Origin of the sequence: Allobosea sp. 117 (genome assembly GCF_000702305.1) — a bacterium.
Taxonomy (GTDB): domain Bacteria; phylum Pseudomonadota; class Alphaproteobacteria; order Rhizobiales; family Xanthobacteraceae; genus Ancylobacter.
The window spans coordinates 220,442-247,171 of the sequence record NZ_JNLC01000014.1; the positions used below are offsets into that span (position 1 = coordinate 220,442).

Annotated in this window: 28 protein-coding genes; 12 read left to right on the top strand and 16 right to left on the bottom strand. The window is 70.2% G+C overall.

Features of this window, described 5'->3' with window-relative positions:
- Positions 1-110: 110 nt before the first annotated feature.
- Both U742_RS0114190 and U742_RS0114195 read left to right on the top strand, forming a co-directional pair.
- A complete protein-coding gene (locus U742_RS0114190; protein ID WP_051661177.1) occupies positions 111-857 on the top strand; it encodes a S1 family peptidase in 747 nt (248 codons plus the stop codon).
- 304 nt (positions 858-1,161) lie between these two features.
- Entirely contained in the window at positions 1,162-1,692 is a 531-nt protein-coding gene (locus tag U742_RS0114195; RefSeq protein WP_029354121.1) for a flavin reductase family protein, read from the top strand.
- Positions 1,693-1,701: 9 nt separating this feature from the next.
- Here the strand turns inward: U742_RS0114195 and U742_RS0114200 are convergent, their stop codons facing one another.
- The 10 genes from U742_RS0114200 to U742_RS0114245 all read right to left on the bottom strand — a co-directional run bounded on the left by U742_RS0114200 (position 1,702) and on the right by U742_RS0114245 (position 11,349).
- On the bottom strand, positions 1,702-2,940 hold the full coding sequence (locus tag U742_RS0114200; RefSeq protein ID WP_029354122.1) for a phage major capsid protein: 1,239 nt from the start codon (positions 2,938-2,940) through the stop codon (positions 1,702-1,704).
- Positions 2,927-3,574: an HK97 family phage prohead protease gene (locus tag U742_RS0114205; protein ID WP_081853005.1), complete on the bottom strand. Its 648-nt coding sequence runs from the start codon at positions 3,572-3,574 to the stop codon at positions 2,927-2,929. Before U742_RS0114205 ends, U742_RS0114200 begins: the two co-directional genes overlap by 14 nt.
- Positions 3,571-3,741, bottom strand: coding sequence for a hypothetical protein (locus U742_RS23400; RefSeq protein WP_197028260.1), 171 nt, complete (start codon positions 3,739-3,741; stop codon positions 3,571-3,573). Before U742_RS23400 ends, U742_RS0114205 begins: the two co-directional genes overlap by 4 nt.
- Positions 3,738-3,926: a hypothetical protein gene (locus U742_RS0114215; RefSeq protein ID WP_029354126.1), complete on the bottom strand. Its 189-nt coding sequence runs from the start codon at positions 3,924-3,926 to the stop codon at positions 3,738-3,740. The genes U742_RS23400 and U742_RS0114215 overlap by 4 nt, the downstream gene beginning before the upstream one ends.
- A 292-nt stretch (positions 3,927-4,218) precedes the next feature.
- A complete protein-coding gene (locus U742_RS0114220) occupies positions 4,219-5,391 on the bottom strand; it encodes a phage portal protein (RefSeq protein ID WP_051661178.1) in 1,173 nt (390 codons plus the stop codon).
- A gap of 327 nt (positions 5,392-5,718) precedes the next feature.
- A complete protein-coding gene (locus tag U742_RS0114225; protein WP_248310377.1) occupies positions 5,719-6,972 on the bottom strand; it encodes a DNA-packaging protein in 1,254 nt (417 codons plus the stop codon).
- Between the two features lie 16 nt (positions 6,973-6,988).
- Positions 6,989-7,552, bottom strand: coding sequence for a terminase gpP N-terminus-related DNA-binding protein (locus U742_RS0114230; RefSeq protein ID WP_029354131.1), 564 nt, complete (start codon positions 7,550-7,552; stop codon positions 6,989-6,991).
- Positions 7,553-7,880: 328 nt separating this feature from the next.
- On the bottom strand, positions 7,881-8,447 hold the full coding sequence (locus U742_RS0114235) for a hypothetical protein (RefSeq protein WP_051661179.1): 567 nt from the start codon (positions 8,445-8,447) through the stop codon (positions 7,881-7,883).
- A gap of 264 nt (positions 8,448-8,711) precedes the next feature.
- Entirely contained in the window at positions 8,712-10,277 is a 1,566-nt protein-coding gene (locus U742_RS0114240) for a serine hydrolase (protein ID WP_029354135.1), read from the bottom strand.
- Positions 10,278-10,446: 169 nt separating this feature from the next.
- The gene (locus tag U742_RS0114245; RefSeq protein ID WP_029354137.1) at positions 10,447-11,349 is read right to left on the bottom strand and encodes an AraC family transcriptional regulator; all 903 of its coding nucleotides are present in this window, start codon (positions 11,347-11,349) and stop codon (positions 10,447-10,449) included.
- Between the two features lie 132 nt (positions 11,350-11,481).
- Here U742_RS0114245 and U742_RS0114250 point away from each other — a divergent pair, with 132 nt between their 5' ends.
- Positions 11,482-12,237: an SDR family oxidoreductase gene (locus tag U742_RS0114250; RefSeq protein ID WP_029354139.1), complete on the top strand. Its 756-nt coding sequence runs from the start codon at positions 11,482-11,484 to the stop codon at positions 12,235-12,237.
- Positions 12,238-12,294: 57 nt separating this feature from the next.
- Here U742_RS0114250 and U742_RS0114255 read toward each other — a convergent pair whose 3' ends face one another.
- Positions 12,295-12,861 carry an NADPH-dependent FMN reductase gene (locus tag U742_RS0114255; RefSeq protein ID WP_029354141.1) on the bottom strand — a complete coding sequence of 189 codons (567 nt, stop codon included), beginning with the start codon at positions 12,859-12,861 and terminating at the stop codon, positions 12,295-12,297.
- Between the two features lie 220 nt (positions 12,862-13,081).
- Here U742_RS0114255 and dcd point away from each other — a divergent pair, with 220 nt between their 5' ends.
- On the top strand, positions 13,082-13,639 hold the full coding sequence (dcd, locus tag U742_RS0114260; RefSeq protein WP_029354143.1) for a dCTP deaminase: 558 nt from the start codon (positions 13,082-13,084) through the stop codon (positions 13,637-13,639).
- Between the two features lie 211 nt (positions 13,640-13,850).
- Here dcd and U742_RS23585 read toward each other — a convergent pair whose 3' ends face one another.
- Positions 13,851-14,423, bottom strand: a complete 573-nt coding sequence (locus tag U742_RS23585) for a c-type cytochrome (RefSeq protein ID WP_248310367.1) — start codon at positions 14,421-14,423, stop codon at positions 13,851-13,853.
- Positions 14,424-14,800: 377 nt separating this feature from the next.
- On the opposite strand from U742_RS23585, the gene U742_RS0114270 reads away from it, so the two are divergent.
- A complete protein-coding gene (locus U742_RS0114270; protein ID WP_029354147.1) occupies positions 14,801-15,115 on the top strand; it encodes a GIY-YIG nuclease family protein in 315 nt (104 codons plus the stop codon).
- Between the two features lie 278 nt (positions 15,116-15,393).
- On the opposite strand, the gene U742_RS0114275 is transcribed toward U742_RS0114270, so the two are convergent.
- Positions 15,394-16,158 (bottom strand): FadR/GntR family transcriptional regulator, encoded by a 765-nt coding sequence (locus tag U742_RS0114275; RefSeq protein WP_029354150.1) that lies wholly within the window; start codon positions 16,156-16,158, stop codon positions 15,394-15,396.
- A gap of 237 nt (positions 16,159-16,395) precedes the next feature.
- On the opposite strand from U742_RS0114275, the gene U742_RS0114280 reads away from it, so the two are divergent.
- From U742_RS0114280 to U742_RS0114290, 3 genes are all read left to right on the top strand, one after another.
- Complete coding sequence (locus U742_RS0114280; protein WP_029354152.1) at positions 16,396-18,072, top strand: L-lactate permease; 1,677 nt, start codon at positions 16,396-16,398, stop codon at positions 18,070-18,072.
- Between the two features lie 83 nt (positions 18,073-18,155).
- The gene (locus U742_RS0114285) at positions 18,156-19,292 is read left to right on the top strand and encodes an alpha-hydroxy acid oxidase (protein ID WP_029354154.1); all 1,137 of its coding nucleotides are present in this window, start codon (positions 18,156-18,158) and stop codon (positions 19,290-19,292) included.
- Positions 19,293-19,356: 64 nt separating this feature from the next.
- Complete coding sequence (locus U742_RS0114290; RefSeq protein WP_029354156.1) at positions 19,357-19,938, top strand: LysE family translocator; 582 nt, start codon at positions 19,357-19,359, stop codon at positions 19,936-19,938.
- Here the strand turns inward: U742_RS0114290 and U742_RS0114295 are convergent, their stop codons facing one another.
- Entirely contained in the window at positions 19,939-20,433 is a 495-nt protein-coding gene (locus tag U742_RS0114295) for a YcgN family cysteine cluster protein (protein ID WP_038361671.1), read from the bottom strand.
- A 197-nt stretch (positions 20,434-20,630) separates the two neighbouring features.
- On the opposite strand from U742_RS0114295, the gene U742_RS0114300 reads away from it, so the two are divergent.
- From U742_RS0114300 to U742_RS22570, 4 genes are all read left to right on the top strand, one after another.
- Entirely contained in the window at positions 20,631-22,832 is a 2,202-nt protein-coding gene (locus tag U742_RS0114300) for a transglycosylase domain-containing protein (protein ID WP_197028267.1), read from the top strand.
- Between the two features lie 61 nt (positions 22,833-22,893).
- Positions 22,894-23,469, top strand: coding sequence for a DUF1214 domain-containing protein (locus U742_RS0114305; protein WP_029354162.1), 576 nt, complete (start codon positions 22,894-22,896; stop codon positions 23,467-23,469).
- Positions 23,466-24,011 carry a DUF1254 domain-containing protein gene (locus tag U742_RS0114310; protein ID WP_029354164.1) on the top strand — a complete coding sequence of 182 codons (546 nt, stop codon included), beginning with the start codon at positions 23,466-23,468 and terminating at the stop codon, positions 24,009-24,011. Before U742_RS0114305 ends, U742_RS0114310 begins: the two co-directional genes overlap by 4 nt.
- Before the next feature lie 333 nt (positions 24,012-24,344).
- The gene (locus tag U742_RS22570) at positions 24,345-25,685 is read left to right on the top strand and encodes a DUF2336 domain-containing protein (protein ID WP_051661181.1); all 1,341 of its coding nucleotides are present in this window, start codon (positions 24,345-24,347) and stop codon (positions 25,683-25,685) included.
- Here U742_RS22570 and U742_RS0114325 read toward each other — a convergent pair whose 3' ends face one another.
- Positions 25,686-26,030 carry a DUF1491 family protein gene (locus tag U742_RS0114325; RefSeq protein ID WP_029354169.1) on the bottom strand — a complete coding sequence of 115 codons (345 nt, stop codon included), beginning with the start codon at positions 26,028-26,030 and terminating at the stop codon, positions 25,686-25,688. It lies immediately after the preceding gene.
- A 15-nt stretch (positions 26,031-26,045) separates the two neighbouring features.
- Positions 26,046-26,717, bottom strand: a complete 672-nt coding sequence (locus U742_RS0114330) for a peptidoglycan-binding domain-containing protein (RefSeq protein ID WP_029354172.1) — start codon at positions 26,715-26,717, stop codon at positions 26,046-26,048.
- Between the last annotated feature and the right edge of the window lie 13 nt (positions 26,718-26,730).

Sequence of the window (26,730 nt, forward strand, 5' to 3'; positions counted from 1 at the left end):
CGGGATCCAGGAAAAGCTCTTCAGCCAATTCCAGTCCGGAACCCGGCGGAAACCCTGCCGATTGACCTTCGGCGCCGGCGCGGCGAGAAGGGCGCAACCGGGAGAACCGCATGCGCCGCCTGATCGCCGCCATTGCCCGCAGTATCGTTGCCTGCAGCGTCCTCGCTTTCATCGGCGCCGGGCCGGCGCACGCCATCGTCGGCGGCGCGGCGGCGCCGGCCGACCTCAAGACGCAGACGGTGCTCATCGTCTCGACGCGCGGCGCCTCCTGCACCGGCGTGGTGTTAAGCGCGCGCGCCGTGCTCACGGCGGCGCATTGCGTGCAGCCGGCGGCCGACTACGCGGTCGTGCTGTTCGAGGCGGCGGGGCCGCGACTGGTATCGGTGACGCGCATCGCGCTGCACCCGAATTTCGATCCGAAATCCTTCGAGACCCGGCGCCCGACCCCCGACCTCGCGGTGGTACGGCTCAACGAGGCGCTGCCGCCGGACTTCAGGCCGGCGCAGCTCTCCGCCGATCTCGGCCTGCCGGCGCGCGCCACGCGTTTCGTGCTGGTCGGCTATGGCGTCGCCAAGGACGGCGACGGCAAGTCGGCCGGCACGCTGCGCAGCGTCGAGCTGCCGAGCATCGGAACGACGGGCGGCATCATGATCCGGCTGTCGAGCGGCGCGGCCGCCGGCGGCTGCACCGGCGACAGTGGCGGCCCGGTGCTGCTCGACGGCGTCGTCACCGCCATCATCGGCTGGTCGACCGCGAGCGGGGGCGCGCGCGGCTGCGGCGGCGTGACGGGCGCCACCGTGATCGGCCCGCAGCGCGCCTGGATCGACGCCACCGCGCGGGGGATGGGCGCGAACTGAGAGCCTGTTGGGAAATTCCGAGCAACGAGGCTGTGCGTGCTTCGAGGCTCGCCCCGCGGGCGAGCACCTCAGCATGACGCCGTTAATCTCACTGGCTTTTCCCAACCTCGTCATCCTGAGGCGCCCGGCGCAGCCGGGCCTCGAAGGACGCACCACGGTGCCTTTTGCTCATTCCCAAACAGGCTCTGAGGCGCCGACGCGTCAGGGGCTGTTGCCCTTTATCAAGGACCGGCGCCCTGCGGCATGAATGATGACCCGAGGCGGCAGGCCGCGCCGCCCGGAAACGATCGGGTCATCCATGCCAATGCAGGAACTTCCCCTCGCCAAGGTGTACCAACTCATCGAGCCCGGCCCGGTGGTGCTGCTCACCACCGCCCGCCGTGGTCGCCCGAACGTCATGACCATGTCCTGGCACATGATGGTCGAATTCACGCCGCCGCGGATCGCCTGCGTCGTCAGCCCGGCCGATCACAGCTTTTCGGCGCTGAGGGCGGCGCGCGAATGCGTCATCGCGATCCCCGCCGTCGAGATGGCGCAGAAGGTGGTCGGCATCGGCAACTGCTCGGGCAGCGAGGTCGACAAGTTCGAGCGCTTCGGCCTCACCACGGTTGCGGCGCGCAGCGTGAAGCCGCCGCTGATCGCCGAATGCTTCGCCAACCTCGAGTGCCGGGTGGTGAACACGCGGCTCGTAAACATCCACAGCCTGTTCGTGCTGGAGGTGGTGCAGGCCTGGTCCGATCCGGACCAGCCGGAGCCCCGCACCATCCACCACACCGGCTATGGCCGCTTCGTGGTGGATGGCGAGGTCATCACGCTCGCCTCGCGCATGCCGTGAGGCGCGTGATCAGGCGGCGAACTTCATGAGCTTGATGGCGTCGAAGTCCTGCACCCCGCCGCCGACGCGCTTGGTGGTGTAGAACAGCACATAGGGCTTGGCGGAATAGGGATCGCGCAGCACCCGCACCCCGGCGCGGTCGACCACCAGATAGCCGCGGCGGAAGTCGCCGAAGGCGATCGACAGGCTGTTCGCGCCGATCTCCGGCATCTCCTCCGCCTCGAAGACGGGGAAGTTCATCAGGCTCGGCTGCGCGCCGGGCGCGGTCGGCGGCGCCCAGAGATAGTGCCCGTTCTCGTCCTTCAGCTTGCGCACCGAGCCCTGCGTGCGGCGGTTCATCACGAAGCTGCCGTTCTGGCGATAGCCGGCCTTGAGCGCATAGACGAGGTCGACCAGCGGATCGGCCGGCGCGGCGGCGGGGAAGTCGCCGGCGGCGCCGGTGGCGACGAAGCCGAGCGAGCCCCAGGCCCAGGAGGTCTCGGCGACCGCCGCGTAGTTGAGGAAGCCCTTCGGCTTGCCCGAGCCGTCGCCAGTGACGAATGCGGTGCCCTCCTGCGCGGCGAAGGCGGCCTCGACCTCGATGGCGAGCCATTCGTCGATGTTCACCGCGGCGTCGTCGAGCAGGGTCTGCGTCGCCGCCGGCATGGCGTAGAGCTCCATCGCCGGGAAGGAGAGCTCGTCGAGCACCGGGCTCGTCGTCTGGGCGCGGGCGGCGGTCTCGGCGACCCAGCCGACCGCCGGGCCGGAGGTCATGAAGGGCTTCTTATAGGTGCCGGACGAGATGGTGCGCACATCCGAAATGGCGCGGATCGGCGACAGCGCAGCGAGGCGCTTGCCGATCTCACGCTCGGTCTCGTTGGGCACGACATAGCCGCCATCGGCGCCGACGCCGGCCGACATCGCCTTGGCCTCCAGCCGCTTCAGGCCCGAGGTCTCGCCATGCCGCACATAGGCGTCGAAGGCCTGCTTGTGCTCGCGGGCGGCGAGGTCGAGGACGAGGTCGGCGCCGCCGCCGAGCGCCGGGCGGCGGGCTTTCAGCACCAGCTCGTCGATCAGCGCCTTCTGGGTGTCGAGCGCGGCGTTGATGCGCTCCACCTTATCGGCGGTCACCGCGTCGACGCCGCGGCGCTCCAGCTCGCCGAGGCGCTGGTCGTTGGCGTCCTTGAACGCCTCGAAGGCGCCCATGAACTCCTCGAAGGCGGCGGCGACGTCGGCGCCGTCGGCGGATTTGGTCTCAAGCTCGGACATGCGGGATTCCTGCGGTTGAAAGACGGGGTCGGGGCGCGACGAGACGGCGCGCGCCGTCGCGGATGGCGCGCACGAGGTCGGCGCGCTTCACCGCGCCGATGCGGGCGTCGGGCTGCATGGGGAAGGTGACGACGGAGATCTCCCACAGATCGATGCGGGAGAGCCGGCGCACGCGGGTCACGGGGTCGGTGCGGCCCTCCACGGCGCGGAAGCCGATGGAGAGGCCGTCGAGCGCGCCGGCGCGCATCAGCGCCAGCACCTCGCGGGCGCGGGCGACCTCCGGGGTCAGCCGGCCGCGCACGAGCAGGCCCTTCGCATCCTCGCGGATCTGCGTCCACACACCGATCGGCTCGGCCGGATCGTGCTGGAACAGCATGCGCACGCCGCCCGCGCCACGTTCCGCGAGCGAGCGGGAGAAGGCGCCGGGCAGGATCAGGTCACGGCCGAGATCGACCCGCCCGAACAGCGCGGCATAGCCCTCAAAGCTGCCGTCGGGGGCGACCGCCGCCGGCAGCTCCGAGCGCTTCAATTCGAGGGGCGGCGCCGCGCGCGCGTCGAGGCGAGGCGCGGAGCTTCTGGAGAAGCGTGCGATGGTGAGGCTTGTCGTGATGAGGCCTGTTGTGATGAGGTTCATGCGCCCTCCCCGTCCGGGCGCGGCCGGCGGGTCGAGGCGGCGCGCTCCAGCCGGACCAGCGTGCGGCCGAAATCGGTGAACACCTCGGGGGCCTGCCCGGCGCGGGTCGGCGAGGGCAGCAGCGTGCGCCCGGGCAGCAACGCCCGGATGCGGGGATACCCGTTCATTTATCGTCTCCGAACAGGGCGTTGAAGCGCGCGATCTCGCGCACGAAGTCGTCGAAGCGGCGGGCGGCCTCGGCAAGCTCGCGCACCGCCCGCCAGGCGAGCGCGGAGGCCCCGAGTGCCCAGATCAGCAGCGCGAGGTGGGCGAGATCGCCGCGCTCGGCGAAGATGCGGATGAGGCTGTCCATGGCGTTTCCTCCCGGTGGCGGATGGCCATTCGGCCGATGGGTTTTCGCCGAGGTTTTTTTGCTGGCTCCCGGATCGTCGCTCCGCCTGCGGCGTCGCTTGCCCGGGACGCGTGGCTGTTTCCCGGACAAGCCGCGCGCTGCCCGTCATCCTGAGGTGCGAGCGTCAGCGAGCCTCGAAGGACGCAGAAGGCTTCAGCTGTGCACGCCTGCGTGCTTCGAGGCCGGCCTTGCGGCCAGCACCTCAGCATGACGACGGACGGATGAACGCGTCCGGCCGCCCGGCACAATTGCCTCACACCCCGTAGCCGACCGCCTGGCGCTTCTCCTCATCGGTGAGGAAGGAGGCCTCGCTCACCCGGCGCCACAGCGCCTCGCGTTCGGGGCCGAGCGCCTCGATGGCGTCGAGGTCGGGCACGAGTTGCAGCGGCGTTTCCCCGAAGGTGGGCGACAGCCAGCCGGCCAGCGCCTCGCCGATGCGCCGCGCCAGCGGCAGCGCGGTCTGGCGCCACAGGCTGCGATTGGCCTCGGCGTAGTTGGCGTAGGTCGCATCTCCCGGAATGCCGAGCAGCATGGGCGGCACGCCGAAGGCGAGCGCGATCTCCCGCGCCGCCGCGTTCTTCGCTTCGAGGAAGTCCATCTCCTTCGGCGAGAGCGAGAGCGGGCGCCAGTCGAGCCCGCCTTCCAGCAGCAGCGGGCGGCCGGCATTGGCGGCGCCGGAGAAATTGCCCTCCAGCTCCTCCTTCAGCCGCTCGAACTGCTCGTCCGAGAGGTTGGCCGCGCCGCCATAGACGAGGGCGCCGGAGGGGCGCGCGGCATTGTCCAGCAGCGCCTTGTTCCAGGCGCCGGCGGCATTGTGCAGGTCGAGCGCCATCTGCGCGGCGGCGAGCGGCGGGGCGCCGTAATGGTCGTCGAGCGGATTGAACAGCGCGATGTGCAGGATCGGCGGGATGCCCGCCTCGCCCGGCTCCTGCGAAAAGCGCACGGCGCGCCCACTGAGGGTGTAGTCATAGGCCTCCGCCCAGCCTTCCGGGCCGGGGACGACGCGCATGCGGTCCGGGCGCAGCACATGCAGCTCGCGCACCCGCCCGCCGACAGCCACCGCCTCGACATAGGCGTTGCCGGCGAGCAGCAGATGGGCGGCCAGCGCCTCGATGAAGGCGCCGCCGGCAAGGCGCGGATTGGGCCGCGCCAGCAGGTCGAGCAGCGAATGGGAGGCGTGCTCGGCGGCGCCCTCCGTCAGGCTGAAGGCGACCGAGCCGGCCGCCTCGGCGACGAGGCGCACGCAGCGATGCGCCACCGCGTTGCGCTGGTAGCCCTCGCGGGCGAGCGCGGCATAATCGAGCGGCGTCCAGCGCGGCCGGTGGCCCGAGAGCAGCGCCACCAGCGCTCCGGTGCGCGACGCCTTGGCGTCGGGCGGGGTCGCGGGGCGGCGACGCGGCAGGAAGGGCAGTCGAAGGGGGATCATGAATCCTCGCGGAATGGCCCAGGACGTCAGCCTCACCGGGCGGTGCTGAAGGACATTGCCGAAGGGTTTTTCCTGGGTCCCGGATCGGCGTTCCGGCTTCGCCGTCACTGGTCCGGGACACGCTTGCTTCCCGGACAAGCTGCGCAACGCGCAGCGCCGATCCGGGACCCAGCAAAAACTCTTCGGCGATACCCACCTCCCGCCGTCACCCTGTACCCACCGTCATCCCCGGGCTTGACCCGGGGATCCACGCTCCGACATCGGATGCAACGCGGAAAGGCGTAGATGGCCGGGACAGGCCCGGCCATGACGGCGTCCTGCTTGAACTCACACCCTTCTCACCCGCGGCGCGCTCTCCTTTGGGCCGAGCGCAAGCGCGGTCACCGCCCAGACGAGGGCGTCGAGCCGGTCGGGCGAGCGGCCGTTCGACAGGCCGTCGGGGGCGAAGTCGCAGAGCTCGTCCTCCAGCGCCGGGAATGCGCCGGCGTGGCGCACCCTTCCCTGCTCGTAGAGCGCGGCGACCGGCTCGGCGCGCAGCCACTTGCCGCGTGTCGCCCGCACCTCGGCGACCGGCACGTCCGGGTCGAGCCCGGCCAGTATGGTGCGCACCATCTCGCCGCCCTGGTTGATCTCGACGACGACGTGGTCGGCCTCCAGCCGGCGGTAGAGCGCCAGCGCCCGCCCGCCCCAGCCATTCGGGGTGAGGCCCGGCGCGCTGTCGTCGGCCAGCACATGGACGACGCCCTCGCGGTCGATGCCGGCGGCGATCAGCCCGCAGGCATCCGCGCCCTTGCGCGACGAGGCCGGCGGGTCGACCGCCACCACGATGCGGACAAGGGGCGGGGCCGCACTCTCGCGCCCGGCCTCGATCAGCGCGCGGTTCCACAGCGCGTCGGGCCTGTCCTCGATGATCTCGCCGTCCAGCTCCTGCCGGCCGAGCCTTGTTCCGGCATAGCGGCCGACCACGCCCTCGAGGAAGGTCGGGGCGAGGTGCACGGCGTTCTCGGCGGTCGCCATGCGCGTCACCGCGCAGGCAGGGTCGGCGAGCAGGCGGCGCAGCAAAGCGGTCGGGCGCGGCGTGGTGGTCACCATCTGGCGCGGCCGGGCGCCGAGGCGCAGGCCGAACTGCAGCATGTCGAAGGCGGCTTCCGCATAGCGCCATTTGGCGAGCTCGTCGCACCAGGCGGCGTCGAATTGCGGGCCGCGCAGGCTTTCCGGATCGTCGGCCGAGAATCCTTGGGCGATCGCGCCGTTCGGCCATTCCAGCCGGCGGCGGGTCGGCTCCCAGCGCGGGCGCTCATGGCGCGGATGCACGGCGAGAAGGCCGGAGACGCCTTCCACCATCACCTCGCGCAGATCGGCGAGGCTCTCGGCGACGAGGGCGATGCGCCTTGCCTGCCCGCGTGTCGCGAGAGCGCGCACCCATTCGGCGCCGGCGCGGGTCTTGCCGGCACCGCGCCCGCCGAGCAGCAGCCAGGTGGTCCAGTCGCCGCCGCCCTGCGCCAGATCGGGCGGCGTCTGCGAGGCCCGGCCGAGCAGCGGCCAGTGACGCAGCAGCCATTGCGCGAGGCCGGGGCTCAGCGCGGCGATCAGCTCCTCACCCTGCCCCGCCTGCCAGCAGGCGCTCAAGAGTTGCCGCAAGCTCGCGTCGGTAGGCGTCAGCGTCACGGGGCCCGTCCTCGTCCTGCGCGGCGTCGGCATTGGCGCGCTCCAGCGCGGAAAGCTCGCGCAGGGTGCGCACCAGCACCGCGAGGGTGCGGGCGGTGCGCTCGGTCTCGGCGGCGCCGTCGGCCTCGCCTTCGCGCATCGTGCGGGCGACGAGCCGCTCCACGGCGGCGATTTCCTGCTCGATCCGCCGGGCGAGGCGCGCCACCAGCTCGCCGCGCGCCAGCATCGCCAGCGCCGTCGCGGTGGCATCCGGGAAGGTCGCGATGGCCGGCGCGGGCGTCGCCCGGCTGTCGCGCGGCGGCGGCAGCGGGCGTGGGGCGCGGCGGACCGCCTCGGCTCGCTGCCAGCCGCGTTTCCGTGCGTGATAGTTGACCGTGGTCCTGTGCACGCCGAGCAGCGCCGCGATGCTGGCGACCGACAGGCCGCTTTCCTCATAGAGCCGGCGCGCCTCGATCAGCGCCGCCGGCGAAACGCCGCGACCGGGCCGGGCCATGCCGCCTCCGCCAGGTGAAAGCCGGCCCATACGGCCGGCGAGAATTGCGGGAAGCCCCGCGTCGAAGGCCGCAGCCCGTCAGACGCAATCGTGGAGCATGGAGGAAAGCTACCCCGGCAGCGTCACGCTGTCAAGGATAAAATTCCTATACAGGGATAATTGTCCTTATGCGTCGTTCGGAGAGAGTGGACCGAAGCACACCCATCGCTCCCGAGCAGAAGGACGACAGAGAGATCGGGGACCGCTTAGGACTGTCGGCGCGCGATGCCGGATCGGCGCGCCGACCGAACGGGATGAAGTCGTCAAGGATCGACCGGCCCTGCGCCGGTCACATCAGTTGCCCGCCCCGGCAACAGCCCGCATAGGCCCGGGTGCCCCCATAGTAATGGGGAACCTCGGTGCCGCCGACGATGCGCCCTTCCACCAGCTTGCCGCCGCGCGTGATCTTCTCCGAGCAATTGGGACAGACCGCCACCTCGGTCGGGTTGACGCGGATAAGCGCCACATTCCGCATGGCCATGACGGCTTCGACGGTGCTGCGGCCGTGCTCCTGAAGGCCCTGCTGCAGGAACTCGAAGGCTCCGTAGATATTTCCGCATTTCTCGCAAGGCGTTCGATTGGAAAAGACAAGGGCGTCCCGCAGCCCCAGCTCCTTCTCGATCCTAGCCTTCTCCTCAGGAGAAATATCCTCGACCCTGAGCTCCTTCTTGCGCTCCGGCGTCCAGTACCATTCGTTGATCCTCCTGGCCGTCTCCGCCGAGACGTAGAAGGTGGCGCTCCTGCCGCTCTCCACGGCATCCTTGACGGCGGCAAGAATCGATCCGTAGTCCGCCGAGATCACGCAAGTACCTTCATTGACGAGGCTTTCAGCTGCCTCCAGCCTTTGCTGCATCATGGCGCATCCTCCAAGAAAATGATAAGTATCGATGAAAATCGTACTTGTTCACGCAGTCGTTTTTGAGAACGCAGCGTCAGGACCACTTAGATGACGCAAAGGAAATTATAGTTCGCGACTTCAGGGCGCCGTCAAGAGCCATCACAACCATGCGTTGGCGGGGCGCGCCGAGCCTTCTCCGCCTCAAACCCCACCGGCATTCCGATGTGGTCGTTCCGGCGGCATCGGAGGGTGATTGGCGCGGGCAGGAGGGTGCCGCCCGCCCTACTCCACCCGTTCCAGCGTACCCAGCCCGAACCCGTCCAGGTCCTCGATGGTCACGCTCGCCGCCCGCCCGTCCGGGCCGATGGCGAAGCTGACGCCGACCGGCAGCTCGGGCATCTCGGGGGCCGGGCGATAGGTGAAGACATCGCGGGCGAAATGGGTGAGCGGGAAGCGCGCCTTGCCGTCCGGGCCCAGCCGCAGCTCCAGCGCCGCGCCCCCGCCGCCCGCCGAAGCCACCGCGCCGCCGCCGGTCGCGACGATCTCGGCCGGGCCGATATAGGCGTTGGCGTAGCGCCCGGCATAGGCGGAGGCCGGCAGCGCCGGGGCGGCGTCCTTCGGCGGCGCGCCGTAGGTCTTCTGCGCCGCCTCGATGGCCGGACCGAACAGGCCGGCATAGGCGGCGTCCCAGGCGGGGATCCAATCGCGCGTCACCTTACCCTCGAAGACGAGGTCGAAGAAGCTCGACGCCAGCCCCTCCGGCACGCCGGTCGGGAAGGCGTTGGCGAGCACGACGATGCCGATATTGCTGTCGGGATAGAGCGTCACCAGCGTGCGCGCGCCGAGGCTGAAGGCCCCGGCATGGCCCCAGCTCACGCCGTGGCGGTCGAACTCGACGTTCCAGCCGAGCCCGTAGAACGAGGCCGCGCCGGTGACCGGGTTGCGGCCGCGCGCCATCAGCGGCTGGTGGGTGGCGGCAAGCGCGTCCTCGGCGATCAGCCGCTGGCCGCCGAACAGGCCCTGCGCCAGTTCGAGCCGCATCCACTGGCCGAGGTCGCGGGCGCTGGAGGAGACGCCGCCGGCGGGGGCCTGCGCGTCCGGCATGCGCTTGAGCTTCGCCGCCCATGTGCCGTCGACCCTGACGTGCAGCTCGGCACGGTCGTCCTTCGCGATGAAATCGGCGTAGCGCGAGGAGGTCGCCGCCATGCCGAGGCGACGATAGAGCTTCTCCTGCGCCACCTCCTCCCACGGCTTGCCGGTCGGCGTCGCGGCGGCGACGGCCCCCGCGGTGAGGCCGAAATTCGAATAGGAATAGCCGGCGCGGAAGCTGGAGGACGGCGGCACGAGCCGCAGCCGATCGAGGATCGTCGCGCGGTCGTAGCCGAGCCCTTCCAGCTCGTTACCGGCATCGCCCGGCAGCCCGGAGCGGTGGGCGAAGAGATCGCGCACCGTCACCTGCTGGCTCGGATAGGCATCATGGAGCTGGAAGGTCGGATCGAGCTCGGCGACGCGCGAGCCCCAGTCCACCACCTTGTCGCTGACCAGCGCGGCCACCACGGTGGAGGAGATCGGCTTCGACATCGAGGCGAGCTGGAACACGGTGTCGGCGTCGACGCGCTCCTGCCTGCCGGCCTCGCGCAGGCCGAAGCCCTCGAGGAACACGACCCTGTCGTCATGCACCACCACGATGGCGAGCCCCGGCACGCCACCGTCGCTCACCGCCTTGCGGGCCATCTCGGCCAGCGCCGGCAGCGCGGCGGTCACCCGCTCAGCCGGAACAGGTTCGGCACGGGCGCCGGCGCCCCAGAGGACAGCGGCGGGAAGCAGCGCGAGGAGCGTGGCACGCATGCCGGCCCGCGCTCTCGCGCCCTTGCGTCCGTGACCGCCCCGTTCCGCCTCGCGCCGCATCATCACGCCGACTCCCTGTTGCCGTGGGGGAGCCTACATGATGGCGCGGCCCGGCGGCACGGCACGGCGCCGGTTATCCCGCCCCCGACGCGACCCGCACGGAGCCGGCTCACGCCGCCTGAGCCGGGCCGCGCGCCGCCTTCACGTCGCGGACCGGCGGCAGGCCGAACAGGCGGCCATATTCACGGGTGAACTGCGGCACGCTCTCATAGCCCACCGCGAAGGCCGCCCGGCTCGCCGGGGCGCCTTCCGCCATCATCATCCGGCGCGCCTCGATGAGGCGGAGCTGCTTCTGGAACTGCAGCGGCGAGAGCGAGGTCACGGCGCGGAAATGCTGGTGGAAGGCGGACGGGCTCATGCCGGCCGTCGCCGCCAGCCGCTCCACCGGCAGGGGCCTCGCGAACTCGGCCCGCAGCACCGCGACGGCGCGGCCGATCCGCTCCGCCTGCCCGTCCGGCCAGCCGAGACGCCGGATCGCCGCGCCGTGCCGGCCGGCAAGCAGCCAGTAGTGCATCTCGCGCACCAGTTGGTCGCCCAGCACCGGAATGGAGGCCGGTCGGTCCAGCAGCCGCATCAGCCGCAGCGCGACATCGGCGACCTCCGCCTCGGTCGGCTCGACGCGCACCGGCGCGAGGTCGCATTCGCTCCGCGCCGCGATCTGCGCCGCCTGCATGCGTCCCGAGAGCTCGGCCACGATGGCCGGGCTCAGCTCCAGCACCAGCGAGAGATAGGGCACGGCAGGACTGGCGCGGGTGATCCGGCTCACGGTCGGCACGTCCGCCGTGATCACCAGCAATTCCCCGGCGCCGAAATCGAAGCCCTGCCGGCCCATGGCGACATGCTTGCCGCCCTGCAGGACGAGGCAGGCGAGCGGGCGGGAGATGTCGTAGATCAGGCCGCTCGCGGCGGCTGCGCGCACGGTGAAGAGCCCCGGAATCGGGGTGCGGGCGATGCCGGCCTCGTCGGAATGGGCCTCGGCGTGGCGGCGGACGCGATCGAGCAGCTCTGTCATGGCGCGAGACTAGCCCCGTTTGGCCCGCTCCGCACCTGTTCTGGAGGATCAGGCAAGAAGCGGCGCGGTTCCGGCAACAATGGCCGCCGCCGCGACGGCATAACGAGCCCGCCACAACATCAGGAGGCGGACATGACGAAGATCACGCTCATCACCGGTGCCAGCCGCGGCCTCGGCCGCAACACGGCGCTCAGCATCGCCCGCCGCGGCGGCGATGTCGTCATCACCTATCACAGCCGCTCGGCGGATGCCGAGGCCGTCCTCGCCGAGATTCAGGCAATGGGCCGCAAGGCCGTCGCGCTGCAGCTCGACACCGCCGATGTCGGCAGCTTCGCCGGCTTCGCCCAGCGCCTCAAGGCGGCGCTGCGCGAGACATGGGACCGCGAGAGCTTCGACAGCCTCGTCAACAATGCCGGGCACGGCGACTACGCGCCGATCGCCGACACCACGGAGGCGCAGTTCGACCGTCTGGTCGGCGTCCATTTCAAGGGCGTGTTCTTCCTGACCCAGGCATTGCTGCCGCTCATCGCCGATGGCGGGCGCATCGTGAACCTGTCCTCGGGCCTCACCCGCGTCGCCGCCCCCGGCTTCGCCGCCTATGCGGCGGCCAAGGGCGCGGTCGAGGTGCTGAGCGTCTATCTGGCGAAGGAGCTGGGAAGCCGCGGCATCGCGGTCAACACGGTCGCGCCGGGGGCGATCGAGACCGATTTCCTCGGCGGCGCGGTGCGCGACACGCCCGACCTCAACCGCCAGTTCGCGCAGATGACCGCGCTCGGCCGGGTCGGCGTGCCCGACGACATCGGGCCGATGATCGCGAACCTGCTGTCGGCGGATAATCGCTGGATCAACGCCCAGCGCATCGAGGTGTCCGGCGGCCAGGGCATCTGACCGCGGGCGGACGGGCCGCGCCCATACCGCGAAGGCACGGGCGCGGTCGCCGGCCGTTCAGCCCCTGGCCTTGGCCAGCAGCGCGATCTCGGCGAGCAGCGCGTCGACGCCGCCGAGCAGGAAGCCGGCCGTCTTCTCGTCGGTGAAGGCGCCGTCCTTCACCTTCTCGCCGACGCCGGGGACGGCGAGGTGCGGATAGCTGACCACGCGCGCGCCGGTCGCGGACAGCGACTCGCGCAGTTGGGCCTGGGCGCGGATGCCGCCTGTCGAGCCCGGCGAGGAGGTGACGATGAGCGCCGGCTTGCCGATCAGCGCGCCCTTGGCATAGGGCCGCGAGCCCCAGTCGATGGCGTTCTTCATGGCGCCGGAGGTGCCGTAATTATATTCGGGCGAGGCGAAGATGATGCCGTCCGCCGCGGCGATGGCCGCGCGCAGCGCCGCCGCGGCTTCCGGCGGGGTCGCGGTGTCCTCGTCCTGGTTGTAGAGCGGCACGCCATTGAGGCGGTAGACGGTGAGGTCGGCCTTCGGCGCCAGCGCCTTGCGCAGCGCCTCCAGCAGGGCGGTGGAAAAGGAGCCGGCGCGCAGGCTGCCGGAAATGCCAAGAAGCTTCGGACGGTCGGTCATCTGGGGGGCACTCTCTTCGGACGGAAGCGCGGCACCACCCGGCTGTCGGGCGGCCGCTTCATATCGATACCAACAATCGGCATTCTGCTGCATCCGCTCAATAGCCCGGCCGTTGCAATGCTGCACGTGCTCAATTGCGAAGCGGGCCGTCGTTTCCCGGCCGGGGAAAGCGTGTTACCGATTTCGCTGCTGGGCTGATCTTCCTGGAGGGCCGACGGCTTTGATCCTGACCGACGGCGATATCCGCGCCGCCATCGCCGAGGGCGCGCTTTCCATCGCGCCGCCGCCGCCCGAGGAGGCCTATGCGCCGAACGGCGTGGACCTGACGCTCGACGCGCGGATGACGCTCTACCGCGCCCCCGCCCCCGGCGAGGACCCGGTGATCGATCCGGCCGGCCCCGGCTACAGCTTCCGCGAGGCGATCGGCGCGATGACCGACGACATCGAGATCGGCGCGGAGGGCTTCGTGCTCGATCCGGGCCGGCTGGTGCTCGGCTGGACCTGCGAGCGGGTCGACCTCAAGCCCACCGCCCGCCTCGCCGCCCGCGTCGAGGGCAAGAGCTCGCTCGCCCGCATCGGCCTGATCGTGCATCTCACCGCGCCGACCATCCATGCCGGCTCGACCGGGCGCATCCAGCTCGAGATCATCAATCTCGGGCCGCGCCCGATCCGCCTGCGGGCCGGCATGAAGGTGTGCCAGCTCATCCTCGAGCAGACGCTCGGTGTGCCGAACAACGGCTATCGCGGTCAGTTCGCCGGCCAGCGCGCGGCGGGCTGACGGCGGGCGCCCCCTCCACGAGCCACGTTATCCTGCATGCGCCACGTCATCCTGAGGTGCTCGGCCGCAGGTCGAGCCTCGAAGGATGGTTCGTGGGGCGCGGGGCGGACGTCCTTCGAGCCCGGCGACGGCGGGTACCTCAGGATGACGGTGCGCCAGGGCAAACGCGCAGGGGCGGGGCCGATCGAGCCGGCTGAAGGCGCCGCCCCCCTTACGTTCCGCCTCCGCTAGCGAGGAAGGCGATGAGGTCGGCGCGGTCCTTGGTGTCGGTCATGCCGGAATAGGGCTTCATGTTGTTGCCCGGCACGACGGCCTGCGGATCGGCGATGAAGCGGTCGAGCGTCGCGCTGTCCCAGGTGAGGCCGGCATTTTTCATGGCATCGGAGAATACGTAGCCGGTCAGGCTTCCTGCCTTGCGGTCCAGGACGCCGGCGAGGCTCGGACCGAGCCGGTTGTCGCCCTCCTTGAGCGTATGGCAGGTGCGGCAGGCATTGTTGAACACCATCCGCCCGGCCGACGCGTCGCCCTGCTCCGGCGTCTGGTTCTGCGCCAGCGCGGGCATGAAGAACAGCAGCGCGAGCGCGGCGGCGACCGGCCCGCCCGTCAGCACGCGCCGCGAGACATCGAGCAAGCGAAAGCCAGTCGAACCGAAACCAGGCGAACCAAAACCAAGCGAACCCATGGCCTTCCTCCTGCAGCGCCGGGCGCTGCCTTTAGGGAAGAAAGCCCCGGAACGGCGGGAAGGTTCCTTGACGGGCCGCTGGAGTTGCTCGGCTTCGACCATCCTTCGAGGCCCGGCCGGTGGCCGGGCACCTCAGATGACGGCGTGATTGCGGTCGGGTGCTCGGCGAACCGTGGCTCTTCCGTCGGGAGGCCAACCGGCCTCTTCCACTTTGCTCCCCGCCAGCGCCACGTCATCCTGAGGTGCCCGGCGCCAGCCGGGCCTCGAAGGATGGTCCTCCGGGCGCGCGAGGCGGGCATTCTTGAGGCGCGGCGGCATGAGGGCACATCAGAATCCCCGCGCGGGGATGCGTCCGAGTGCAGGTGTCCGCTGGCGAGCACGTCGGCCTTATTCCATTTTGCTCCCCGCCAGTGCCACGTCATCCTGAGGTGCCCGGCCACCGGCCGGGCCTCGAAAGATGGTTCAGAGGAGCCGCCCGCATGGGCGCATTCGTCTACATGCTCCGCTGCGCGGACGGCTCCTTCTATGTCGGCTCCGCCACCGGCTCGGATCTCGAAAAACGCGTGACGGAACACCAGAGCGGCGCGCACCCCGGCTATACGTTCAAGAGACGCCCGGTGACCCTGCTCTGGTCGGAGCACTTCGAACGCATCACCGACGCGATCGCGGCCGAGCGCAAGCTGAAAGGATGGAGCCGCGCCAAGAAGGAGGCGCTGGCCGGCGGCGACTGGAACGCCGTCAGACTGTTCGCCAAGCGGCCGACCGCGCGCGGTCGGAGCGCCGCTGAAGACTGACCATCCTTCGAGGCCCGGCTGACGCCGGGCACCTCAGGATGACGGCAGGGATGGAAGGAGGCGGGGTGCCGGGGCGAACCGCCGCCCGACCGGCGATATACCCCTGCCTGCCCCCTGCCCCCTGCCCTCGACGAGCCTCGTCATCCTGAGGCGCTCGCGGCACGCGAGCCTCGAAGGATGCCGGTCCGGGCGCCCGAGGTGAGCATCCTTCGAGGCCCAGCCGCTGGCCGGGGCACCTCAGGATGACGGCGCGCGTGGAGAAGGCGGGGTGCCCAGCACTACCCGGCGATCAGCGTGTTCCTGTTGAGGCGGCGGACGGCGAGGTCGATGCGCTCCTCGTCGCGGCGGAAGGCCTCCACCGCATCCATCGTGTAGCGCAGATGCGCGCGCGTTGCCTCCTCCGCCTCGGCGCTCTTCCCCTCGACGATGGCGACGCCGATGGCGGTGTGCTGGGCGAGCAGCGCGTCGCGGAACTCGTCGCTGGCAAACAGGCTGGTACGGCTGAAGAAGATGTCCCGCCGGAGCATGTCCGAGAAGGCGCGCATGACGTGCAGGATGACGAGGTTGTGCGAGGCCTCGTAGATGAGGCGGTGCAGCTCGATGTCCGACTGCGCTTCCTTGGTGAGGTCGCCCGACGCGTGCGCCCGCTCCATCTCGGTCAGGCATTCGCGTATGGCGGCGCGCTCGGGCTCGGTGGCGCGGACGGCGGCAAGCCCCGCCGCCTTGGCCTCGACCGCCTCGCGATACTCGAAATAGTCGGCGGTCACCCGCTCATTGGACTGCAGCAGGCCGGCGAGCGGGTCGGTCAGCGGCGAGAGGAATTGCGTTACCCGGGTACCGTCGCGGCTGGTCACCAGAAGCCCCCGCATCTCCAGAAGCTGGATCGCGTCGCGCAGCGAGGGGCGGGAAACCTCCAGCCGCTCGGCGAGGTCGCGCTCGCCGGCGAGCTTCTCGCCCGGCCGCAGCACACCTTCGAGGATCATCCGCTCGATGTGCTCGGCAATGGTCTCCGCGAGCTTTCGCGTGCGCAGCGGCTCGATCATTCCACCCTCGACTGTTGTTTTTCCAATGATAATCGCCCCTTGCCGGCTGTCCATCTGCAACGAAGGGCTAACGTCCTTACCGATTGACACCTCTGGTCAAGTAATCTTACCAAGCCGAACCCTTCTGGAACCTCGTTCCCGAGCGGAATGATGGCGCGCGGCCTGCCGAGCGCCCAAGGCGCGACACGCGCCAAGACGGAGAGCAACTCCGCCCCGCTGGCATCGGAGGACACGCCATTGACCTGGAATCAGACCTACGACCCGTTCGGCAGCATGCTGCTGTCGACCCTGCTCGCCGCCATTCCGATCGTCGTCATGCTGGTCGGCCTCGGCTTCCTGCACATGCGGGCGCATGTCGCGGCCTTTGCGGGTCTCGTCTCGGCCTTCGTCATCGCGGTCTTCGCCTTCGGCATGCCGCTGAACATGGCCGGCCTCGCCGCCGGCTACGGCGCCGCCTACGGGCTGATGCCGATCGGCTGGATCGTGCTCAACATCATCTTCCTGCACCAGCTCACCGAGGCGAACGGCTCGTTCACCACGCTGCAGCGCTCGATCTCCGGCATCACCGGCGACCGGCGCCTGCAGCTTCTGCTGATCGCCTTCTCCTTCGGCGCCTTCTTCGAGGGCGCGGCCGGCTTCGGCACGCCGGTGGCGGTGACGGCGGCGCTCTTGATCGGCCTCGGCTTCTCGCCGCTCGCCGCCTCGGGGCTCTCGCTGATCGCCAACACCGCGCCGGTCGCCTATGGCGCGCTCGGCACGCCGGTGATTGCGCTCGCCGCGGTGACCGGGCTCGACCTGATGCAGCTCTCGGCGATGATCGGCCGCCAGCTCCCCTTCTTCTCGCTGCTGGTGCCGTTCTGGCTGATCTGGGCGTTTGCCGGCTGGCGCGGCATGATGGAGATCTGGCCGGCGATCCTGGTCTGCGGCGTCTCCTTCGCGGTTCCGCAGTTCCTGGTGTCGAACTACCATGGCCCGTGGCTGGTGGACGTGGTCGCCGCCATCGTGTCGATGCTCTGCCTCGTCGCCTTCCTGCGCGTCTGGCAGCCAAAGAGCCTCTGGACTTCGACGGCGCTGAAGGGCCGCGAGAACGGCGACGGCTCGGAGGTCCATGCCGGTCCCGGCATCGACCTCTCCGGCCCCGGCCCGGACAAGGGCGCGCTGATCCGCGCCTGGCTGCCCTGGGGCATCCTCACCGTCTTCGTGTTCGCCTGGGGCATCCCGCAGGTGAAGACCCTGCTTGACGGCTTCTTCATCCAGAAGATCCCGTTCGAGGGGCTGCACAACGCGATCTACAAGGTGCCGCCGGTGGTCGCGGCGGCGCATCCGGAAGCCGCGGTGTTCAACTTCAACGTCATGTCGATGACCGGTACCGGCATCTTCCTCTCGGCGCTGGTGGCGGGCCTCGCCATGGGCTTCTCGCCGGTGGCGCTGGTGAAGATCTATGGCCGCACGCTGTGGAAGGTGCGCTACTCGCTGGCCACCATCGCCATCATGCTCGCGCTGGGCTTCCTGACCCGCTATTCGGGCCTCGACGCCACGCTCGGCCTCGCCTTCGCCATGACCGGGCCGTTCTACCCGCTGTTCGGCACGCTGCTGGGCTGGCTCGGCGTCGCGCTGACCGGTTCCGACACCGCCTCGAACGTGCTGTTCGGCGGCCTGCAGAAGATCACCTCGCAGCAGCTCGGCCTGTCGCCGATCCTGATGAGCGCGGCGAACTCCTCGGGCGGCGTGATGGGCAAGATGATCGACGCGCAGTCCATCGTCGTCGCCTCGACCGCCACCGGCTGGCAGAACTCGGAGGGCACCATCCTGCGCTACGTGTTCTTCCATTCGATCGCGCTCGCGGTGCTGGTCGGCCTTCTGGTCACGCTGCAGGCCTATGTGCCGCCCTTCACCTCGCTGGTGCTGCACTGACGTCAGGGGGAGGCTTCGCGCCTCCCCTTTCCGTTCCGGCGGTAGTAGCCTGCCGGAAAACACCAAATCTCCGGGGAAGCCCAATGACCGTCGTCACCAATGTCCAGGACCTGCGCACCATCGCCATGCGCAAGGTGCCGCGGGCGATCTTCCACTATGCGGATCGCGGCTCCTATGACGAGGCGACGCTGAAGGCCAACCGGGCCGACCTCGCCGCCATCCCGCTGCGCCAGCGGGTGATGATCGACGTGTCGAACCGCTCGACCGCGACCACCATGATCGGCGAGCCGGTCTCCATGCCGCTCGCCATCGCGCCGACGGGCCTCACCGGCCTGTTCCACGGCGACGGCGAGATCCTCGGCTGCCGCGCCGCGCAGGCCGCCGGCATTCCCTTCACCCTCTCCACCATGTCGATCTGCTCGATCGAGGACGTGGCAGGCGCAGTCGACAAGCCGTTCTGGTTCCAGCTCTATGTGATGCGCGACCGCAAATTCTCGGAATCGCTGATCGAGCGCGCCAAGGCGGCCAAATGCTCGGCGCTGGTGCTGACGCTGGACCTGCAGATCCAGGGCCAGCGCCACATGGACATCAAGAACGGCCTCGCCGTGCCGCCGAAGCTGACGCTGGCCAACGCCATCGACATCGCCACCAAGCCGGTCTGGGCGGCCAAGGTGCTGATGGGCAAGCGCCACTCCTTCGGCAACCTCGCGGTGCGCAAGGAGAGCGACAGCCTCACCACCCTCTCGCAGTGGATCGCCGGCCAGTTCGATCCCTCGCTGTCGTGGAAGGACGTCGAATGGGTGCGCTCGATCTGGCCGGGCAAGCTGATCCTGAAGGGCGTGCTCGACGTCGAGGACGCCAAGATTGCGGTCGAGACCGGCGCCGATGCCATCGTCGTCTCGAACCATGGCGGACGCCAGCTCGACGGCGCGGTGTCGTCCATCTCGGCGCTGCCGAAGATCGTCGAGGCGGTCGGCGGGGGCAAGAGCGAGATCTGGTTCGACGGCGGCGTGCAGTCCGGCCAGGACATCCTCAAGGCGCTGGCGCTGGGCGCCAAGGGCTGCATGATGGGCAAGGCCTTCCTCTACGGCCTCGCCGCCGGTGGGCAGGCCGGCGTCGCCAAGGCGATCGAGATCATGCGCAAGGAGCTCGACGTCTCGATGGCGCTCACCGGCACCAAGGACGTCACCAAGGTCGACCGCAGCGTGCTGGCGCTCTGACCGATCGCCGCATACGCGGTGGCCCCGATAGGGGAGCGCCGCGCGACCGGCTAGACAGGGCGGGATGACCGACCCCGTCCTGTTCGCCCTCGCCGTGCTGGCCCTGCTCGCCACACCCGGCCCGACCAACACGCTGCTCGCCACCGCCGGGGCGACGAGCGGCTTCTTCGGCGCGCTGCGGCTGATCCCGGCCGAGGGCGCGGGCTATCTCATCGCCATAACGCTGCTCGGGCTGGTGCTGGGACCGGTGGTCGCGGCCTCTCCGGCTCTGGGCGTCGCGCTGCGCCTGACGGTCGGCATCTATCTCCTCCACGTCGCCTTCAAGCTGTGGCGCGGGGCCGGGGCCGGACAGGGCGCGGAACCTGCGGTCATCACGCCGGGACGCATCTTCCTCACCACCCTGCTCAACCCGAAGGCCGTCATCTTCGCGCTCGGCATCGTGCCGCTGCAGGCGGAAGACGGCCTCCTCTATCTCGCCGGCTTCGCCACCCTCGCCGCCGGCGTCGCCACCGCATGGATCGCCGTCGGCGCACTCATGGGGCGGGCCGCCGCGGCCGGCGGACGCTCCGGCCTCGTGCCGCGCATCGGCGCCGCCGCGGTCAGCGCCTTCGCCGTAATGCTGCTGGCCTCGCCCTTGCTGCGGTGATCACCGGCGGCGGCGCGGGGTCATGGCCTGCTTCGGCAGGCGCAGCGGCCAGCGCACCATGCGGTCGACGAAATCCTCGAGCGGCAGTTCGTCCTCCAGCGCCGACACGCGGCCGCGCACCGACACGCCGGCGGCGTGCACGCTGTCCGGATCGCCCGACACCAGCGGATGCCACCAATAGAGGTCGCGCCCCTCGGCGACCAGCCGGTAGCCGCAGGAGGGCGGCAGCCAATCGAGGGTGCGCACCGCCTCCGGCGTCAGTCGCACGCAGTCCGGCACGATGGACTGGCGGTTGGGATAGTCGCGGCAGCGGCAGCCATCCTCGTCGAGCAGCTTGCAGCCGATGTCGGTATAGGCGATCGCGTCGGTGTCCTCGTCCTGCAGCTTGACGAGGCAGCAGCGCCCGCAGCCGTCGCACAGGCTCTCCCACTCCGCCGGGTCCATCTGCTCCAGCGTCTTGGTCTTCCAGAACGGCTCGGTCTCGGCGTCGATCATGGTCATGACGTCTAGATAATCCTCTCACGGCGGCGTGACGAGCCCACGCGCCGGCACATCAACGCGACGCTCGCGCCGCCGCAGCGGCTCCGCTATAAGGACGCGAAAGGCGCGGCGCCGCGGTGCCGGGAGATAAGGGCTTGGACGAGCAGCCGAAAGACGGAGCGGAATTGCCGAGCGCAATGCCGGGCGGCGCGATGCCCGAGCCGGCCGCGCCCGATCCGGCCGATCCCTCCTCGCAACCGCCGCCCCGGCGCGGGCGGCGCCTGCGTCACGCGCTGCTGGCGCTCGATTCCTGGATCGACAGCACCATCTACGCGGCCGGCGCGCGGCTGCGCAGCGCCTGGGACAGCTATGTCGCCTTCACCGAGCGCTTCAACCTGCAGGGTCCCGGCCGCTGGATCGCCGGCCTCGCCTCCGAGGGCATGACCTGGGGCGCGGTCGGCGCCGTCGTCATGCTGGCGCTGGCGCTGCCAGCCTTCCAGGAGACTTCCGACGACTGGCTGAAGCGCGCCGAGCTCTCGGTGGTGTTCCAGGACCGCTACGGCAACATCATCGGCGAGCGCGGCATCCGCCACAACGACACTGTTCCGCTCGAGGAGTTTCCCGATCACCTGATCAAGGCGGTGCTCGCCACCGAGGACCGGCGCTTCTACGAGCATTTCGGCATCGACATTCCCGGCACCTTCCGCGCGCTGCTCTCTAATGCGCGCGCGGGCGGCGTGGTGCAGGGCGGCTCCTCGCTCACCCAGCAGCTCGCCAAGAACCTGTTCCTGTCGAACGAGCGCACGCTGGAGCGCAAGATCAAGGAAGCCTTCCTGGCGCTGTGGCTGGAGTTCCACCTCACCAAGAACCAGATCCTGAAGCTCTATCTCGACCGCGCCTATATGGGCGGCGGCTCCTTCGGCGTGGACGCGGCCGCCCAGTATTATTTCGGCAAGTCGGTGCGCGACGTGAACCTCGCGGAGGCGGCGATGCTGGCGGGCCTGTTCAAGGCGCCGTCGAAATTCGCCCCCCACGTCAACCTGCCGGCGGCGCGCGGGCGCGCCAGCGTCGTGCTCGACAATCTCGTCGATGCCGGCTTCATGACCGAGGGCCAGGTGTTCGGCGCGCGGCGCAACCCGGCGACGCCGGTCGACCGCAAGCTGGACGACGTGCCGGAATATTATCTCGACTTCGCCTTCAACGAGGTGAAGGGCATCGTCGACACCCTGCCGAAGAGCTATGCCGAGCGCTCCTTCGTCGTGCGCACGGCGCTCGACCCAAACATCCAGAAGGCCGCCGATACCGCCATCCGCGACAGCCTGCGCCAGTTCGGCAAGGACTATAACGCCTCGCAATCCGCCATGGTGATATTGGAGCCGAACGGGGCGGTGCGCGCCATGGTCGGCGGGCGCGACTATGGCGAGAGCCAGTTCAACCGCGCCACCGACGCGCTGCGCCAGCCGGGCTCGTCGTTCAAGCCGTACGTCTATACCGCCGCGCTGATGACCGGGAAATACAAGCCGGACACCATGGTGGTGGACGGGCCGATCTGCATCGGTAACTGGTGCCCGCAGAATTACGGCCGCTCCTATGCCGGGCGCATCCCGCTCATCACCGCGCTGACGCGCTCGCTCAACACCGTCGCGGTGAAGCTCGCCGAGGCGATCGGGCGCGGGCGCATCGTCGACCTCGCCCATGCGATGGGCGTGAGGAGCGAGCTCAAGATCACCCGTGCCCTCCCCCTCGGCGCCGCCGAGGTGACGGTGCTGGACCAGGCGACCGGCTATGCGGTGTTCGCCAATAACGGCATGTCGGTGTCGCCACATGCGGTGATGGAGATGCGCACCCCCGCCGGCGAGCCGGTATGGAACTTCGACCGCAACGGGCCGAAGCCGCATCGCGTGATCCCGGAGAACATCATCGGCATGATCAACCCGATGCTGAACAGCGTGGTCGAGAACGGCACCGGCCGGCGCGCCATGCTTCCCGGCACCAAGGTCTCGGGCAAGACCGGCACGACCAACGCCTATCGCGACGCCTGGTTCGTCGGCTTCACCGGCAACTATGTCGGCGCCATCTGGTTCGGCAATGACGATTACGCCCCGACCCGCAAGATGACCGGCGGCACGCTGCCCGCCATGACCTGGCAGAAGGTGATGGCCTTCGCGCATCAGGGCATCGAGCTGAAGCCGACACCCGGCCTCGGCAACCAGCCGCCGCCCAAGCTCGACGGCGCGGTGGCGCAGGCCACACCGCTCGAGATCGAGGGCGGCATCCAGCGCCCGGTGACGCTGTCGGCGCAGGCCGCCGAGCGGCTTTTGCGGCTCGAAAAGCTGATGCGCGAAGCCGCCGCGACCCTGCCGCCGCGTCCGACCGCCTCGATCGATGCCGCCCGGATGCCGGCGGGCAATTGACGGCGGCGGCCTCTGCGCTCATCCATGATGATCCATCCACCCTCGCAACGCTGACCGATCCGTGCGCGCCCTTCCTTTGCTCGTCACTCTCGCCATCGGGGCGATCGTGGGTCTCGGCCTAACCTGGATGATGACCGGGGACGGCTACGGCCTCGGCACGGTGCGCGCCGGCGCCTGGCGCGCCTGGCCCAAATCCGGCACCGAGGACGCCGACCCCTATGCGCGCGCGGCGCTGGCGCGCGCCGGCGAGCTGCCGCTGGAGCTCGCCGACGGCCTCGCCTTCGTCGCCAGCCAGGACGACAAGGGCAATCCGCTCGACGGGCGGTGCGACATCCGCCTCACCGGCTCGCTGCCGCAGGCGCGCTTCTGGACGCTGACGCTCACCGATTCGCGCGGCCGGCTGATCGACAACGCCGCCGACCGCTTCGGCTTCACCAGCGCCGAGACGGTGTGGAACGCCGACGGCACGGTCGACGTCAAGCTCGGGCCGCGCGCGCGGCCGGGCAACTGGCTGCCCACCGGCGCACGCGACCGGGTGATGCTGACGCTCCGCCTCTACGACGCCCCCGTCGGCCTCGCCAATCGCACCAGCGACGCGCCGGACATGCCGGCGCTGGTGACGGAGCGCTGCCCGTGACGCGCCTCGCACTACCCATCGCGGTCGGGCTCGTGCTCGGCGGCATCGTGCATCTGGCCAGCGTGCTGATCATGCCGCTGCTTGCCGAGCGGGATGCCTATTCACGTCTTGCCGCCGTCGCCAGCCCGAACGCGGTCTCGCAGGTGGAGGACCCGACGCCGTTCGGCGCCGTGCTGCCGGCGAGCGACCCGGCCTTCGTGACGGCGGTCTGCCTTTATGATCTGTCGGACGGTCCGCTGCGGCTGCGCGTGCCGACCACGGAGGACTACACCTCCGTGTCCTTCTACACGCGCAACGGGCTCGCCTTCTACGCCATCAACGACCGCTCGGCGGGCCGGCGGGTGATCGAGCTCGACCTGATGAACGCCAAGCAGAAGGCGGCGCTGCCGGAGAATGACGAGGTGACGGTGGCGGACCGCCTCATTGTCGAATCGCCGAGCGACGAGGGCATCGTTCTGATGCGTGCGCTGGTCGGCGAACGGGGTGCGCGCGACGAGGTCAAGCGCCGCATGGATGCGGCCACCTGCGGAACGCCGTCCTGATCGCGTCCGGTCAGGACGAGACGCGGCTCGCCTCGGCCTGAGCCGCCTCCCGCCGCTCGATGCGCACGACCGGCAGGATCACGATATCGGCGGTTGCGGAAGACCCCCGGCGCGGCGGCGTGAAGACGCGAACCGCCTCGGATTTTCGACGATACGCAGAAAGCGGCACTACGGACCCCATCATCCCGTCCCCCGACGTCCGACCGTCTCGGCTGCCACAATTACCAACGAACATGGTTAACGGCTCGCTAACGAACAGCCGCTAAGTTGAGTGAAACGCAGCGGTTTCGCGCCGAAACCGCACCGCCGCCCACTCACGAAGCCGCATCCGCCATGTTCCACGCAAAGCCTCACGCGCCGCTTTCGAATCCGAGGGAACTTGTCGAGAACGCGCGCCGGCGCGGCATCGATCCGCGTCCGGGGCTGCTGCGCCTGCTCGTCAGGCGCTATCTGGCAGCCGCCGAACACAGCCCGGCGGAACAGCGGCGCTTCGCGACGCTCGTCCCCCGCCTCGTCGACGCCGCCGACCGCAGCACGGCGATCTGGGCGGCAAACGCGCTGGCCGGCCATGCCGAGCTGCCCTACGAGGTCGCGGTGCACCTCGCGCGCGGCCCGATCGAGGTCGCCGAGCCGGTGCTGCGCCACTCGCCGGTGCTGGACGACGTCAGCCTCCTGATCCTCGCGGAAACCATGAGCCCGGCCCACGCCGCCGCCATCGCGTCACGGCGCGAGGTCTCGCCCGACCTCGCCAAGGGGATCGCCGCGGCCATGCACGAGGCCCTGGAATCGCTGGCTGCCGAAAGCGCTGCGCAGGCGGCGGCAAGCGCTCCGCTCGCCCGCGAGGAGGTCGTCGAGCCTTCCATCGCCGACGAGCACGACGCGGAGCCGGACGTCTTCGACGAGCCGGAATACGCTCCCGAAGCTGCCGATTTCGTTCCGGAGAAGCCGAGCTATGCGGCGGCGCCGGGCCTGACGCCGGGCGACGACCTCGCCGCGCTCCTCGCCCGGGAGCTTTCGCCGCTGGTCGCCATACAGGCGGCCCCAGAAGCCGAGCCGGCGATGCAGGCTGTTCAGACTCCGGCTGAGGCTGCTCCCGAACCACCGGCGCCGAGCCAGCCGCCCTCGCTGGCCGCCCTCGCACCGGCGAACTTCCTCACCGCGCCGTCGCTTGCCCGCGCCGCCATCCTCGACCGCCTCATCACCCTGCCGCCGCTTCCCATGGCCGAGCGCATCCGGCCCGCGGATGCGGCGACCATCGACCGGCTGGAACAGGCGGCGTTGCGGCATCAGCCGGCGGTGTTCGCCTCGGAGCTCGAGCAGGCGCTCGCCGTCGCGCCGGAGACCGCGAGCGCGATCGTCACCGATGCCAGCGGCGAAGCGCTGGTGGTGGCGTGCCGGGTGCTCGGCGTGCCGTTCGAGGTGGTCTCGCGAATCCTGATCTTCCTGAACCCGGCCATCGGGCACTCGGTCGCCCAGGTCTTCGCGCTGGCGAGCCTGTTCGAGGCGCTACCGGAGGCGAGCGCGCAGCACCTCGCCGCCGCCTGGCGGACGGAAGCGCCGCGCCGCCACCGCGTGCGCAGCGAGGATATCCCTTCGATGCGCAGCTTCGGCGAACCGCGCCGCGCGGCCCTCACGCCATCCCACATCGGCGCGGAGCGGCGCGAGCGGCGCTGACTAGCCCCGCGCGAGCTCGACGAAGGGCCGACCCTCGCGATCCTCGATCTCGACGAACCACAGGTCCGGATCGAAGCCGATCTCGCGCTGCATGCGCCGCTCGACCTCGGCCTCCTCGCTGCCGGGCGGCAGCAGCGCCTCGTGCAGGCGCTCTCCCGGCTCAACGTCGGGGTCCAGCGACGGCAATGCGGGGCCGTAGAGCGCGGCGCGGCCATCGAGAGTGGCCACTTTCACGAACACCGCGCCGGCCTCTTCGGCACCGCGATGACGGACGGCGGCGAAAGCGCCGATGCCGTTCGCCCGGCGCAGCAGCGCCGACACCCATATGCCGCTCTTCAGACGCACCTCAGCACGCCGCCATCAATGGATGCTCATGCCGGAAACGGCGTTGAGCTCCTGCACCATCTTGTCGGAAATCTCGCCGGTGATGGGCAGGCGACGGTCGCGCTCGAAACGCTGGATCGCCTCCTGCGTCGACACGCCGATGCGCCCGTCGATGCGGATCGGCCCGTAGCCGAGCTTGGCGAGCGCCTTCTGCACATCCATCACGCGCGGCGAGACGGCGACGTCCGCCGGCGGCCGGATCGAGCCGGTCACCTCGGAAGCGAGCGCGCCGATGCCGCTCGGCTGGGCGGTGCGGGTCTGCGGTGCGGCACCCGGCACGTTCTCGGTGCGCGGGGGCGCCGCGGGCTTGGACGGCGGGCGGGGCGCCACGGGGAACGGGGCCGCAGAGGACGGGGCGGCGGCCGGCGCGGGCGGCTGCGGATCGGCGGCGGGCGCCGCCATGCGCCGCACCTCCTCCGGAGCCGGGACCGGCAGCGGAACCGACTGCGTCGCGCTGGGCGCGGGAGCGGATGAGGAACGGTGCGACTTCTGGAGGGCCAGAGCGTTCGTGAGCACCACCGCGCTGGCGCCGATCAGCACCAGCGCCATGACCAGGTCCGAGCGCCGCTGCGGGATGAGCTGGCCGATAAGGCCGGTCCGCCCGAAGCCTTCGTCCTCCAAAAGATCCGCAGCATAGGATCGCGACATCTTGGCCTTCCTC